This is a genomic window from Neorhizobium sp. T25_13 (assembly GCF_002968675.1).
Taxonomy (GTDB): domain Bacteria; phylum Pseudomonadota; class Alphaproteobacteria; order Rhizobiales; family Rhizobiaceae; genus Neorhizobium; species Neorhizobium tomejilense.
Genome location: NZ_PVBI01000008.1, coordinates 252,164 through 266,568, shown reverse-complemented (window position 1 = coordinate 266,568; position 14,405 = coordinate 252,164). Strand labels below are relative to the sequence as shown.

Below are 14,405 nucleotides of genomic sequence, written 5' to 3'. Positions count from 1 at the left end.
CCGGTTTTGATGCACCGGTATCGACGCCGGCTCTCGCCCATCCGGGAGCAAATCCTCAATCTGCCGGTCGAGACGAAAAAGGAGTTCGGCTTCTCCTGTCTTTTGGTGAGCGGCGACCTTTCGGGCGTGGGCTATTTCCCGGACACTGCGGGCCGAATATTATCCAACGGAAAGACCGGGAGATTTTACATGGTTGAGTATCGCTATCTGGGCCGCAGCGCCCTTAAGGTTTCGCCGCTGACACTGGGTGCCATGATGTTCGGCAACCAGACGCCGGACGACGTGGCCTTGCGCATCATCGACAAGGCGCGAGACCAGGGGATCAATTTTATCGATACCGCCGACGTCTACCACGATGGCAAGTCGGAGGAGGTCGTCGGGCGGGGCATCAAGGCTCATCGCGACGACTGGGTTGTGGCGACGAAGTTCGTCAATTTCCACAATAACAAACCCAACCAGGGCGGCCATTCGCGCAAATGGGTCTTCCAGACGGTCGAGAACTCGTTGCGCAACCTGGGCACCGATTATATCGACATCCTCTATTTCCACCGTTCCGTTTTCGATGCGCCTCTGGATGAGCCGATGCGGGCCATCGCCGATCTGATCAAGGCCGGCAAGCTGCGTTACTTCGGCGTTTCGAATTTCCGCGGCTGGCGTATCGCCGAGGTATCCCACCTCGCCGACCAACTGGGAATCGACAGGCCGATCGCCAGCCAACCGCTCTACAACATCGTCAACCGCACGGCGGAAGCCGAGCAGTTGCCGGCCGCCGCCGCTTATGGTCTCGGCGTAGTTTCCTACAGCCCGCTCGCGCGCGGCATCCTAACCGGCAAGTACAATGTCGGGGAGGCGCCGGCCGCCGATACGCGCGCCGGGCGCGGCGACAAGCGCATGCACGACGTGGAGTTCCGCGAGGAATCAATCGCGATCGCCAGGCAGATTGCCGCGCATGCGCAGGCGAAGGGAATTGCGGCTGCGGATTTCGCGCTCGCCTGGGTGCTCAACAACCAGCTCGTCACATCGGCGATCGCCGGTCCGCGCACCGAGGAGCATTGGGACGGTTATGTCCGCGCGCTCGAGGTCAAGCTGGACGCAGAGGACGAGGCGCTGGTCGATCGTCTGGTCGCAACCGGCCATCCGTCGACGCCCGGCTTCACCGATCCGGCTCACCCGGTCGAGGGCCGCGTTGCCCGTTCGGCAGGTAGATCGGCGTCGATTGCTCCGCTGACGCGCTCGCAAAGCGTCGCCTAGCCGATACGGGCGATCAGGAACCTGGGTTTAGCGCTCCATAACTCAAGCATCAGCGCTCGATATCGGAAGCCGAGAATTCCCCGGCCTCATCCGAATGGGCAGTTCCATTTCTGCAGGCCTGCTCTATCTGCTGGTGATCCGGGGTTCTCTCTCAAAGGCATACATGACTTCAGCAGATTTTGAGACGGAAACGACGGATGTCTGCATCGTCGGCGCAGGCCCCGTCGGGTTGGCGCTCGCTCTGAAGCTGGAGAAACTCGGGCTCACCGTAACTCTGCTCGAAATGGGCGCGGGCGGAGCGGCGGAAGACGCCGGTGCCGGCGAAATCGAATTCACCAACGGCCATCATGCTCCTTCGATGGCGATGTCCCGTCCGGGCATCGGTGGTGCGTCGGCGCTCTGGGGCGGCCGGTGCGTCGCTTTCGACGAACTGGATTTCGAGGTGAGGGAACATGTGCGGTTTTCCGGTTGGCCGATTTCCCACGAGGAGCTTCGCCGCCACTATGCGGAGGCGCTGACATTCCTCAACTGCAATGCCGATGAGTCTCCCTTAGAGGCGGTCGGCGTCTCGGACAATAGGATCGATACAAACGCGCTGGAGCGGTGGAGCCGGTCTCCGGATCTCGGGCCGATTTATGGAGAGAGGCTCAAGGCTTCCAGGCGTATCCGTCTCGTGAACGCGACCGTCGCCGGCATCACGCTCGATGCTGCCGGCGCGCATGTCGAAAGTCTCACGGCCTACAGCGCCGGGCAGGAAAGCCAGATCACGGCAAGAACTTTCGTCCTCGCGGGAGGAGGGCTGGAAAATGCTCGCCTGCTGCTCGCCCTGCGGGAGAGGCGGCCGGAGGCACTGGGTGGTCCCGACGGTCCGCTTGGCCGCTTCTACCAGGGGCACCTCACCGGCTACGTTGCCGTGCTGCAATTCGACAAGCCCAGGCTCGCGAGCCACTTCGCCTTCAATATCGACGACGAAAACTATATCTTCCGTCGCAGGCTGCAGATCACGCCGGCGGTCCAGGCGGAGGAAAAGCTTCTCAACTGCGTCTTCTGGATCGACGCGATTTCGGTTGCCGATCCCGCGCATGGCTCGGGTGCGCTATCGCTCATCTATCTGTTCCTGAAGATGTTCGGTCTCTACCGCCGCCTCTCGAACGGCTTGGCGCCGACGGCCAGGGGACCTGAGAATATCGACCGCCAACAGCATTGGCGGAATATCCGCACCGATCGCCGGGCGGCATTCGATCTATTCGGATCGGTTCTCAACATGCTGGAGCGACGCATCGAACCGTGGCGCACGCTCATCAATCCGAAAGGCCGCTATCTGCTTCGCTACCATGCCGAACAGGTGCCCAATCCGGAAAGCCGGGTCTACCTGCAGCCTCAGGGCGGAGTGGGCACCCAGGCTGGTCTCGTCGTCGACTATCAAGTGACCGAACAGGACTTGAGTTCGGTCCTGAAATCGCACGAGATTCTCGATATGTGGTTACGCCGAACGGGGCTTGGCCGATTGGAATATCTGCATGACGCTCACCAGCGGCGGCAGGCGGTGTTGAGCCAGGCATTCGACGGCTATCACCAGATCGGCCTCAGCCGCATGTCCGGCAACCCTGACGATGGCGTGACGGATGCCGATTGCCGCGTCCATGGCATCGGCAATCTTTATCTCGCCGGCAGCGGCCTGTTCCCGACGGGAGGTCATGCCAACCCGACATTGCCGGCCGTGGCGCTGGCGCTCCGGCTCGCCGAACACCTTTTCGAAAAGCTCAGGCGATGATGGTCCGCCGGGGCCTGGAGGGGTAGGTCAATGCGGCGGACTTCTGGCGAAGGGTCAGCCTGCCGGCGGCGTAGAACATCAGGAACGAGCCGATCTGGTAGGGGAAAAGCACGTCGACCTCCACGAAGGCCCGGATCAACAACAGAACGCTCAGCGCACATAACAGCGTCGATCCGGAATCGCGGTTGCGGCTCAGCATCGCGCTCAGATGGCCGAAGACGTTTGTCAGCATGATCATGCAGAGCAGGGCGAGCCCCACGAGGCCGGTCTCGACGGCGACTTCGATGAACGTGTTGTGGAAATGGAACCCGCTGCGGGCGGTGATGAAGAAGTCGTCCCACAGTCTCTCGGCGTCGGCGAAGCCAGGAACCCAGTAACCCTGATAACCGGTGCCCAGAATCGGGTTTTCGCGTATAGCCTCGATTCCCTGCTGCCAGAGATAGGTCCGTCCCGTCAGCGTCGAATCCTTGCCGAATATGCCGAGGACCGCGTCGATGGCACCGATCTGGAGCGCCCCGACTATCGCGACCACTCCAATCACCACCAGTGCGGCGACCAGCAGCTTGCGGTGATTGGGGGAAAGATGGGCGACCGGCATATAACCGACGCAAAGCGCCAGAACGCCGGCGGTGGTGATGGCAGAGGTCGCCGATTGAGAGGCGAGAAGGCAATAGGCGCTCAGCAGGCCGACGCCGCCCGAGGCGATCAACCAGAGACCTTTCTGCCGCCAGATGAGCAGATAGGATGCCGCGAAGAAAAGGCCGAGCGAGGCATAGAAGCCGAGTTGGTTCTTCGAGGAGAAGGCGCCGACGAAACTGTAGCTGCCGTCGATCGCGTCGTAAAGGTAGGTTCCGAACAGCATGGAAAACACAAGCACGATCGCCGTGCCGACGATCGCGCCGCGGGTCAATGTCAGCACGCTGATCGTGCGCATGGCGATCAGCGCGCAGACCACATGGGTCAGGTATTGTATCGCGGTACGCAGCGAGATGCCGAAGGCCGGCGACCAGAAGGCGGAAATGAAACAGAACAGCGCAAACCCGAATATCCAGAGATATTTGAGGTAGTTGCCGAGAGCCCGCCGATAATCGGCGAGCAGCAGCAGGAACCAGACGCCGTAATAAGCGAGGATCGAAATCTGCCCGAACCGGCTCGAATAGGCGAACACGAAGAAGGACAGCGCGACCGCAGCCACGCCGTAGACTTCATTGCGGGCCGGATCGATCAGCGCAGATTTGGCAATCCTCATGCGATCCTCATTGCATCAGGAGCTCGGCGGTGACCTTGACGACGTCGCCGGGCATAAGCTTGTCGTTTTCGCCGACGACAACCTCTTTCGGCCCCTGACCTTCGTCCCGCACCACGGTGTATTTGATGGTGGCAGACTTGCCCGAAGGGTCGAATTTCAGCGCCTCGGCCGACTGAGCCACGGCTTCCGACATCAGTTCGCGGCTGGTGCCGAGCTGCAGGCCGAGTTTTTCGAGTTCTGCATCGGTGTTCTGCAGCTCCTGGGCGCGCTGGGCCTCCCAGTCGTTGCGCAGGTTGATCTCGTCCTGGTTCGCCTTGTTGATATCCTGCTTGGCGCGAAGGGTGGAGGTGTCGATATCGAGGAGGTTGCCCTCGATGGTCGCTGCTCTTTCCTCGGCGGTGATGCGGCGGCTGGATGTCGCCAGCCCCTGTTCGGTCAGCTTCGCCATCTTTTCGCGATCCTCGCTGACGAGCTGCAGCTGCCGCTTCTGGGTCTCGGTCTTCTGGCTGAGCGACTGGACCTCGTTTTCGAGCAGCGAGCGCAGGTCGGTCAGCGCCTTCAGCTGAAGTTCGTAACGGTCGCGGCGCGATTTCATCAGCGACGCTTCGCTGGCGATCAGTTTTTCGGCATTGCCGATGTCCTTGAGTTCCGGAGGGACTTTCAGGTCGGTGGCGCCGGCGACTTCCGCCAGGAGCCGGGCCCGGCGGGCGAGAAGCCGGGCGCGCTCGGAATCGTAGACGGAGGCGTCGCCGCGGGCATTGATGAAATCCCGGGCGAAACGCTGGCCCGAATCGGACCGGAGAAGGCCGCCGGCGAGACTGATGGCCTTCAGCACGGTGAGGTTGGGTGTAAAGGGATATTCGCCCGGCGTATGCACGTCGCCGGCCAGGAAAACCGGCCGGAACTGGGCGATTTCCACGGAGGCCGACGGCAGGTTGCGCAATGCGAATTTGCCGCGCAACTCCTCGCCGATGGTTTTCGCCACCTCGCCCGCCGTCTTGCCGGCCGCCGGGAGGTCGCCGATGAAGGGAAGCGAGAGCGACCCGGTCGGCCCGATGGTATAGTCGCCGCTCACCGCATCCCAGTTGCGGATCGTGCCGTCGGCCGGCTGCCACTCGGCGACGCGGACGCGAAGCTTGTCCATCACGCCGAGGCGATAGCCGGCCTCGTCCGCAGTCGCGCTACCGGCCAGAGCGACTGTGATCGCACCGGCCAGAAAACATAAAGCACGCAGGCCCCACGCGGAGGCGGTTTGTGTCTGCATGGATTTTTCCTTCAAAAGGCGCGGATTCAGGTCCGCGCTCGAAGCCCGCCAAAATCGCCGATCCCGTCAAGGGGCCGACGCCTCAGCAGAGGGAATGGATGATCAGTAACTGCCGCGCGCCATGCAGACGGCGGGGATCGTTTTCACGATGATGGCGACATCACCGATGAGCGACCAGTTCTGGACGTATTGGGTGTCGAACGCGATACGGGTGTCATAGGAAACGTCATTGCGGCCGCTGATCTGCCAAAGCCCGGTGAGGCCCGGGCGCGTGCTCAGGTAGTAGGCTGCAAAGCTGTCGTAGAGGTTCAGTTCCTCGTCGACCACAGGGCGAGGGCCGACGACGCTCATCTCACCCCGCAGAATGTTGAGAAGCTGCGGAAGCTCGTCGAGGCTGAGCTTGCGCAGCACGGTGCCGACAACCGTCACGCGGGGATCGACCTTGAGTTTGCGCGTCGCTCGCCATTCCTCCGCGGCTTGCGGGTTGGCTTTCAGGTGGTTTCGCAGGACTTCGTCGCCATTTACGGCCATCGTGCGGAACTTGAGGCATTTGAAGATGCGGCCGTTATGACCGATCCGAGGATGGCCATAGAGAATAGGGCCATGGTCGGTAAACTTCACCAACGCCGCGATCATCAGGAAGATGGGACTGAACAGGATGAGGGCTAGGGCGGCGGCAGTGATATCGAAACTTCGTTTTGCCAAGCCCCCGGTTGGGAGAGTCATGCGGGCTTGGTCTGACGTTGAGAACGGCGAACCTGCCGAACGTGTCGCTGACTTCATAGAGTGAACTCCACTTAGGTTTTGCGATAGTCGGTGCCATTACGGCGCGTCATTGAGCGTTAATGTGATAATAAGTCTGTGTTCGCAATTTGATGAAGATCAAACTTTTCCGTCAACCGCCTCGGGCAGGGGGTGGGGGGTGATCCCCAACCCGCGATTGGGCGGGAACAACTTGGGAGATATACGCCAAAAGTACAGTCAATACTGTAGAAGGCGTGTAAAATTGGCCATGTAGCCAATATTAGCAGCTTGGGCCAAACTTATCCCCGCGTTCTCTCCTGTCGGTCGTCTAGTCATAAAACGCGCAGCTTCTTGGCGATGGGGACCAAAGTAGCTTTCGTCTGGGACCAAAGGCCCATCCCTGTTGCGTCGCAATACAATGCTGCAACGCAACAATGGTTGGCGGGTTCGCGTGAGCTTTGTAACAAAAGTTGATTGGGTTTGACGGGAGTTGAGAGAACTGGCCGCGGATTTCGTTCCAACCGGGTCGAATCCGGGCGAAAATGTGGCAAAACCGAGGCCTGAGGGCTTGTGGTACTGAGATAAAGATCGATCCATTGCGTGCAGTATTTATCGGGAACCTCGAGGACCTTACGAAAGTTTCACCAATAGCTGGCACTATCGGGATCGGAAAACTTGAATCCTCTCCGCCAGACTCATATGGTTGTTTTATCGGGAGAGGAGCCTGAAAAGCCTAGAGCGGAACATTTATGTTCGGGAGGAAGGACCATGTACGCGCCGCGCGTCTTTATCAGCATGACAGGGACTCTGATCGTGTTCGCGGTGGCTGCGTACCTTATCACCGGGTCAGTCTATACGGCATTTATACAGACCCTGATCTGTGCAGTCCTGATCCAGGCAGGATATTTCGTCGCCATCCTCTATCTGGTCCGTCGTGAAAAGCAGTTGCGGGATGCAGGAGTAACTTCGGACGCCGCTGCGGCGGCCAAGAGCTCAAAGGACGGCAGCCGGCGTGACGGGCTGCGTGCCGATCCCGCTCCGCACCTTCCGGCCGGCGATACCTGAACGAAATCGCGCTTTTTTCCGCCAGTTCCACACGAGGGCCATTTTCCTGGGCCCATAGTTGCGTTGCGATGCAACATGGAGTGGGCTATGGCGGAAAACGCTTCTCAGACGATCTGCGTCATCATCGCGGTCAAGAATGCCGCGGAAACGATTGGAGTAGCAATCCAATCCGCCTTGAACGAGGCTCGTGTCAGCGAGGTCGTGGTGGTCGATGACGGCTCGACCGACGGCACTGCCGATGTCGCCCGCAAAGCCGACGACAAGTCCGGACGGCTGACCGTTGTTTCGTTCGAAAAGAATCGCGGCCCCTCAGCCGCCCGCAATCATGCGATTGCCATATCGAGCGCGCCGCTGATCGGCATCCTCGACGCCGACGACTTCTTCTTCCCCGGCCGGTTCGCGCCGATGCTGGAGGAGGAGGGCTGGGACCTCATCGCCGACAATATCGCCTTCATCTACGAACCGAGCGGCCCCGTCCGTCCGGAACGGTTCGAGACCCGGGCGCGGACCATGTCGCTCGTCGAATTCGTGGAAGGAAACATCTCCAAGCGCGGTGTCAAACGCGGCGAGACCGGGTTCCTGAAGCCGGTGATGAGCCGGGCTTTCCTCGACGCGCATGGCCTCCGCTACGACGAGAACATGCGTTTCGGCGAGGACTACGACTTCTACGCCCGGGCGCTCGCCAAGGGCGCGCGCTACAAGGTGATCGAGCATTGCGGCTACGGTGCCATCGTGCGCCAGGATTCGCTGAGCAGCCGGCATCACACCGACGACCTGCGCAAATTCTACCAGGCGGACGACGCGCTGCTTGCAGATCCGGCGCTTGGCGAAGAGGAAAGGGCAGTGATCGTCCGGCATCGCGACCATACGCGCGACCGCTACGAGCTGCGCGCCTTCCTCGACATCAAGTCGCAGGCGGGGAACGGCGCGGCCATCCGGCACCTGCTCTCCCGCCCACAAGTCCTGCCGGCGGTCGCGACAGGCATCTTCCTCGACAAGCTCGATCTCCTGCGGGCCAGGTCGTCCAAGCCGCAGGCGCAGCCGGCCGGCATGCGCTATCTTCTGCCCGGCATACCCGCCGTTCAGAAATAGTCGCGGCGTATCCCTTCCAGCATCGTCCGGAACCTCTCCTTGCGCTCGTCCAGAACCTCGACGGGGCTGAGCCGCGGCTCCGCGCGGCTTGCCTGCCAGAGCGCCAGCACCGACGGAGCGGCAAGCAACTGCTTCGCCATGCCGCGAAGGCCGGTCCGCGAGGGCGTCCGGGTAATGACCTCGCCGCTGTGCGGCTCCGCTGCTGCCTCATGCGCGGGTTGCTGGCCGTCGAAGCTGAAGCCCCAGAAGCGCGAGCGCTTGGCCACCGCTTCTGCGCGGGTGGAGACTGGCACGTAGCGAGGCTCATAAACCGTCCCCACCGATGCGGCCCAGTCGTTCCACTTGAAATTGTTGATGGAACGGGAGCTGCTGACGGCCACCCACGGCACCCGGAAGGCATCCGCCAGGATCGCGCCGTGCATGGATTCGGCGATGATCAGCTCCGACTGGGCGATATGGCGGATGACCGATTTCGCCTCGCCGCGCGGATCGAGATAGGTGAGGCCGACGGGCTCGCAGACCGCGTTCCACATGCCGAATTCCGCCGATTCCCAATGGGGAATGAAGGTCTTCTTGTGGATTTTCGGCAGATTCTGGAATTCCGGCATGTCGGCGATCATCGCCGCCGGGTCTGTGATTGCCTTGTCGGTCGAAATGCCGAGCTTGGCGGCCGTCATCGGGCCGCGGACCGCCCGCACGTCCCATTCCGCCGCGTCGGCGACATCAGGCGGCGTGCCATAACCGTAGCCGCTGCCGATCACCAGTTTCTTCTGGCCTGCAGGCAGCAGGACCGGATTGAGGACAGTGCCGACGCCGACCAGCAGGAGCTCGGGGTGGACGTCCCGAAAACCGGGAAGCAGCGCATCCCAGAGCCAGAGATTGAGGTCGTCGCCGAAATTGCCGTGATGCGATTCCCAGTAGTACGCTTTCATGCGGGCCTCCGTGGGATAATGAAATTAAAAGGAAACACAGGCATTTAGCGTGCGTTGCGGCCGAGTTTCCCGGCCCCGAGTTCGAATGCCGCCCGGATCAGCGCGGGATCGCGCATCACCCAGCGGGCGAGCAGGCCGAGGTCCGGCGCCTGGCGGCGTTTCACCCGTCCGGCCTGGCTCCAGAGGGCCTGCCGCCGAGCAGTGTTCTTGTAGGATGCGATCGAGGCGACGTCGCTGGGGCGGGAGCGGAAACGCTCCTCCAGCGTATCGAGCGCCACCCAGGTGTTGAACTGCTGTCGCAGGAACTGCGGCGAGCGATTGTCGATGCTGTGGAAGATGTTGAGACCCATGCCACGGGCCGCGCCCTCTTCGTCGCAGAGCAGGGTTCGCTTCGATTTCAGGATGCAGTCGACGAAGAACAGCACGTCTTCGGCCGCCAGCCGCAGCGAGGGCTCGAAACGGACCGTCTCGAAGACCGGCCGAGCGATGACCATGCAGGAGAGATGCAGGAAGCTCCAGTTCTTCAGCATGACGCTCGCGAGATCCGGCATTTCGATCAGGAGCGGGCTTTCAGAAAGCCGCGTACCGCCTTCCGTCTGTTCGAGTTCGGCCATGCCGAAGTGGTAGTAGAACTCGTCGCTCGCCTGCATCGAGGCCCAGTAGCACTCGGCATCGAAGCGGGTCATGCTCTCAAACGCATTCTTCAGATGATCCGGCAGCCAGACGTCGTCCGAATCGAGAAGTGCCGCGTAACGGGTGGCAGCGGGTATGTTGTCGAGGCCGGTATTGCGTGCCGCACCCGGCCCGCCGTTCTGCTGGCGGATTACGCGGATGCGGGATCTCCAAGCATCTTCAATGCCTTGAAGCTCCATATCTGCGGAAAGGGGCGACTCGTCGTCGACGATGACGATATCGAAGTCCTGATAGCTCTGATCGAAAATCGATTTCAGTGCGCGGCGGAGAATGCCGGCTTCCTTTTGGAAAAATGGGATCACAACCGTGAACGTCGCCATGTTTTTGCCCCTGCCTTTTCAAAGAATTACAAGCCTCTGACGTTTGTCGGGCTCCGGGTTGACGGCAGTGCGCTGCCGTATCGAATGACCTCCCGTAACAGGATCTGACCCTATGGCTCCCGCCAAGACGATCACACTGGCCTCGGCCGAGCGCGTTATCAAAGACCGTTACATTCGGGCTGAAATTTGTCACGGGCTCCAATCTGGCAAGACCGCGGGCCTTGGAAGATCTCGGATCGGTCCCCCGAGGCACCCACCCGGTGCTGTTTTCGGCGATGATCTGCCGGTCGTCCTGCGCATCCTCGCAGCGCAGTTAACGAAGTCTTATCTGGAGGCGGCAAGCGGCGGTGCAGCCGGAGGAGACCCCATCAATTGGCACCCTTTTGGTGGCTGCGGCCTGGTTTTGCAGAAAATTCAGGACGTCGTCCGCCGCCGCGGATCCCGGTGGCGCAGCCGGGGTCAGCTTTGCCCGATTGTGTCCCAGATTTGCCCAGATTACGCCACATTCCGCGCCCGTTTCAGGGCGAGGAGGTACATGGATACGAAAGTGCTAGCCGTTTCGGCCTATTGCAAAAAGATTTTTTTGTGCTGTTGCGGTGCAGCATTCCGAGCCCCGAAGTGGGCCCTGAACCCTTGAAAATCATAAGTCCCCGAAGCCGTATCGGACGCCGGGACGGGAGCCTCTTCGAGCCCCAGTATTTCCGCGCGGGTTGCTTTTTTGCTGCGCCGCCACATTTTGCGCCAAACTCGGCCCGATCCTTTTTGCGTGACTGCGGGCTCAAGTCTGCTCTGATTGAAACGGTGGTGACGGGAGGCACTGCCCAAAAAGGGTGACTCGTTTGACTGTCGATCCAAACATATCCTCCCGTATCAATCTGATGCGTATCCTGCTGATCTCCGGCATACTCTTCGTCCATGTGCCGCACGATCCCGGGACCAGCCCCTTCCTAGGGCTGAATGGTTTGTTCGATTGGCTCAGGGTTTTCCTCGGGGATAGCCTGTTCCGTATCGGCGTGCCGTGCCTCAGCGCGATTTCTGGTTACCTGCTGTTCCAGCGTGGCTGGGAGACGTTCGACTATGCCAAGACGCTTCGCTCCAAGGCGAGGACGGTCCTGGTGCCTTTCCTGTTGTGGAACCTCGGTCTGCTTGGGGCCGTGCTCGTCGTCCAGCCCATGGACATCGGGGTTGGGTATTTCCCTGATCTCTGGAACCTCTCGACGCGGGAATTCCTGAACAACGCATTGGCCACGGAAGGGCTGCCGATCAATGTTCCTCTCTACTTTCTGCGCGACCTGATCGTCTGCATCATCCTGTCGCCGATCCTTGCCATGTCGGTGCGGCGCTTTCCGGCAGCCACGCTTGGCGTGCTGTTCCTGCTGGCGATCACTCCCGCATTGATGCTCGGCATCGTCCTGAAGAAATCGATCCTGTTCAGCTTCACCCTCGGCATCTTCCTGGCGCTCCATCGGGTGGATCTCAAGGTTGCGGACCGATATGCGGGGTTGGGTACGGCAGCGATGCTCGCCGCCGCAGTGCTGCTGTCCATCGGCCTCTACTGGACCGGCCCGGATTTCCCCTGGCCTCTCGACATGGCGCGCAGCGCGCTTTCGATTGTCGGCGCCGGCGGATTCTGGCTGATGTCAGCGATCGTCATCCGTTCCTGGGCCGGCCAGCGGCTTGCGGCCACCGGAAGCCTGAGCTTCTGGATGTTCTGCGCCCATTACCCGCTGCTCGTCCTGATGTGGATGGTGTGGAACCGGGTGGCAGGCGATGCCCTTTATCCCGTCTTCTACGCGGCCGCAGCCGTCGGAAGCTTCCTCATTCTTTTTGTCAGCAACCGTCTCGTCTCGCGCAGAATGCGCGGTCTCTACGAGGTGTTGACGGGCAGCCGCGGCCGCAAGGCCAAGCTTTCGGCCGCCGCCAGCTCCCACTCACCCGCCGGGGCCAACCATCCCGGCGAACCCGTAATGACGCAACAGCATAGGTGAAACATGACGGCCAAGGCCAGACAGATTCAACTAACCTGCCAGGTTATCATCGCTGCCGCGGTGTCTGGACTTCTCTCCCCCGCAGCACACGCCCAACAGGGTGCTGCGGGTCAGTCCTTCGTGGAGAACTTCGACAGCCTCGATCGTTCCGTCTGGTACGTCTCGGACGGCTGGAACAACGGCAAGCACCAGAACTGCACCTGGTCGAAGAAGCAGGTGAAGGTCGAAGGCGGGGCCCTGCAGCTCGGCTTTACCGGAGACAAGACCGGCGACCGCGACTTCGCCTGCGGCGAGATCCAGACCAAGGCGCGCTTCGGCTACGGCACCTACGAGGTGCGCATGAAATCCGCGACGGGCTCGGGGCTCAATTCGGCGTTCTTCACCTATATCGGCCCGACCGACAAGAAGCCGCATGACGAGATCGATTTCGAAGTGCTCGGCAAGAATACCGGCCAGGTCCAGCTCAATCAGTATGTTTCCGCCAAGGGCAACAACGAAAAGCTCGTGCCGGTCGCCGGCGGTGCGGACAAGGGTTTCAACGACTATGCCTTTATCTGGGAGGAGAACCGTCTCCGTTACTTCGTGAACGGCAAGCTCGTTCATGAAGTAACGGACAAGACGAAGATTCCGCAAAACCCCCAGAAGATCTTTGTCAGCCTCTGGGGAACCGACACGCTCAAACAGTGGATGGGCGCATTCTCCTACACCCAGCCGACCTCGATGACCGTCGACCGGATCTCCTTTACCGCGATCGGCGAGAAATGCCGCTTTCCTGAATCCGTGCTCTGCACGCTCGGCTGAGCCGCCTTGGCGGCTCGACAATGGAGTTGGACGATTTGACTTTGAACGTTCTCTATCTCGCGCATGACATGGCCGACGCGGCCATCCGGCGGCGCGTGCTGACCTTGAAGGCCGGCGGTGCGAGCGTCACCGTCGCGGGCTTCGAGCGCGGCTCGAACGTGCTTGCCGACGAGCGGGATGTGACGACCGTTTCACTCGGGCAGACGGCGGACGGGCGTTTTGCGCAGCGCATCGGAGCGGTTCTTGCCGCTCGCATGAGGCTGAAACGGACGCTGGCCGATATCGCCGCGCCCGACGTCATCATCGCCCGCAATCTGGAGACGCTGGCGCTTGCCGGACGTGCCGCGTCCATGTTCAGCCGCCGGGTTCCTGTCGTCTACGAATGCCTCGATATTCACCGCCTGCTTCTCGACGAGGGAATGAAGGGCCGCCTGATGCGCCAGGCGCAGCTGTTTTTCGGCCGCCGGGCCAGCCTGCTGATCACCAGCTCCCCGGCTTTCGTGGAAAATTTCTTCAAGCCGCGTTCCGGCCTCGACCTGCCGGTTCTGCTTCTGGAAAACAAGGTGCTTGCCCTCGAGCCGGAACCGGTTTCCGGGCCGCTCCAGCCCCGTCCACCGGAGCCGGGAAAGCCCTGGCGGATCGGCTGGTTCGGGGCGATCCGCTGCCGCAAGTCGCTCGATATGCTGATCGACTTCGCGGCCCGCATGGACGGGAAGGTCGAGATCGTGTTGCGCGGCCGTCCGGCCTACAGCGAGTTCGACGATTTCGATGCGAAGGTCGCCGCCGCCCCGCATGTCGAGTTCCACGGCGCCTACCGCAATCCCGAGGACCTTTCCGCGATCTACGGCGACGTGCAGTTCACCTGGGCGATCGATTTCTTCGAGGAAGGGCTGAACTCCAGCTGGCTGCTGCCGAACCGGCTCTATGAAGGCGGGTTGTACGGCGCGGTTCCGATCGCGCTTGCAGGCACAGAGACCGGCCGCTTCATCGGCAAGCGAGGTATCGGCCTGGTGCGCAATCACGTGACGCCGCAGACGCTTGAAACGCTGTTCAACGAGATGACGGAAGCGCGCTACGTCGACCTCTTTTCCCGGCTTGCGGCCGTCGAGCGCTGCCAGTGGGTGACCGGACCGGCGGAATGTCGCGCTCTTGTTTCGCGGCTCGCCGCCCTACATCCCAACGTCCCGTCGCCGGCCGAAATGCCGGCTGTTTCAACCCTGCAATCGTGAGGT

General features: G+C 61.4%; 12 protein-coding genes. 7 read left to right on the top strand and 5 right to left on the bottom strand.

Annotated elements, in window-relative coordinates; all coding sequences use genetic code 11:
• The first annotated feature begins 189 nt into the window (after positions 1-189).
• Positions 190-1,251 carry an aldo/keto reductase gene (locus tag C5J22_RS20385; RefSeq protein WP_105439770.1) on the top strand — a complete coding sequence of 354 codons (1,062 nt, stop codon included), beginning with the start codon at positions 190-192 and terminating at the stop codon, positions 1,249-1,251.
• Positions 1,252-1,414: 163 nt separating this feature from the next.
• A complete protein-coding gene (locus C5J22_RS20380; protein WP_105439769.1) occupies positions 1,415-3,025 on the top strand; it encodes a GMC family oxidoreductase in 1,611 nt (536 codons plus the stop codon).
• Here C5J22_RS20380 and C5J22_RS20375 read toward each other — a convergent pair.
• The 3 genes from C5J22_RS20375 to C5J22_RS20365 all read right to left on the bottom strand — a co-directional run bounded on the left by C5J22_RS20375 (position 3,015) and on the right by C5J22_RS20365 (position 6,321).
• Positions 3,015-4,274 (bottom strand): O-antigen ligase, encoded by a 1,260-nt coding sequence (locus C5J22_RS20375; protein ID WP_105439697.1) that lies wholly within the window; start codon positions 4,272-4,274, stop codon positions 3,015-3,017. The genes C5J22_RS20380 and C5J22_RS20375 overlap by 11 nt on opposite strands.
• 7 nt (positions 4,275-4,281) lie before the next feature.
• A complete protein-coding gene (locus tag C5J22_RS20370; protein ID WP_105439696.1) occupies positions 4,282-5,538 on the bottom strand; it encodes a polysaccharide biosynthesis/export family protein in 1,257 nt (418 codons plus the stop codon).
• Between the two features lie 102 nt (positions 5,539-5,640).
• Positions 5,641-6,321, bottom strand: a complete 681-nt coding sequence (locus C5J22_RS20365; RefSeq protein ID WP_046634162.1) for a sugar transferase — start codon at positions 6,319-6,321, stop codon at positions 5,641-5,643.
• Between the two features lie 729 nt (positions 6,322-7,050).
• On the opposite strand from C5J22_RS20365, the gene C5J22_RS31985 reads away from it, so the two are divergent.
• The gene (locus C5J22_RS31985) at positions 7,051-7,347 is read left to right on the top strand and encodes an exopolysaccharide production repressor protein (protein WP_105439695.1); all 297 of its coding nucleotides are present in this window, start codon (positions 7,051-7,053) and stop codon (positions 7,345-7,347) included.
• An 87-nt stretch (positions 7,348-7,434) separates the two neighbouring features.
• Positions 7,435-8,439, top strand: a complete 1,005-nt coding sequence (locus C5J22_RS20355; RefSeq protein WP_105439694.1) for a glycosyltransferase family 2 protein — start codon at positions 7,435-7,437, stop codon at positions 8,437-8,439.
• Here the strand turns inward: C5J22_RS20355 and C5J22_RS20350 are convergent.
• The gene (locus tag C5J22_RS20350; RefSeq protein ID WP_105439693.1) at positions 8,430-9,371 is read right to left on the bottom strand and encodes a polysaccharide pyruvyl transferase family protein; all 942 of its coding nucleotides are present in this window, start codon (positions 9,369-9,371) and stop codon (positions 8,430-8,432) included. The two genes, C5J22_RS20355 and C5J22_RS20350, sit on opposite strands and share 10 nt — an antisense overlap.
• Before the next feature lie 44 nt (positions 9,372-9,415).
• Entirely contained in the window at positions 9,416-10,384 is a 969-nt protein-coding gene (locus tag C5J22_RS20345; protein WP_105439692.1) for a glycosyltransferase family 2 protein, read from the bottom strand.
• Between the two features lie 839 nt (positions 10,385-11,223).
• Between C5J22_RS20345 and C5J22_RS20340 the strand changes: the two genes are divergently transcribed.
• The 3 genes from C5J22_RS20340 (at position 11,224) to C5J22_RS31320 (ending at position 14,402) form a co-directional block, all read left to right on the top strand.
• Positions 11,224-12,372, top strand: coding sequence for an acyltransferase (locus tag C5J22_RS20340; RefSeq protein WP_172746721.1), 1,149 nt, complete (start codon positions 11,224-11,226; stop codon positions 12,370-12,372).
• A 3-nt stretch (positions 12,373-12,375) separates the two neighbouring features.
• On the top strand, positions 12,376-13,173 hold the full coding sequence (locus tag C5J22_RS20335; RefSeq protein WP_105419971.1) for a glycoside hydrolase family 16 protein: 798 nt from the start codon (positions 12,376-12,378) through the stop codon (positions 13,171-13,173).
• Positions 13,174-13,241: 68 nt separating this feature from the next.
• Positions 13,242-14,402, top strand: coding sequence for a glycosyltransferase (locus C5J22_RS31320; protein ID WP_245440486.1), 1,161 nt, complete (start codon positions 13,242-13,244; stop codon positions 14,400-14,402).
• Positions 14,403-14,405 lie beyond the last annotated feature (3 nt).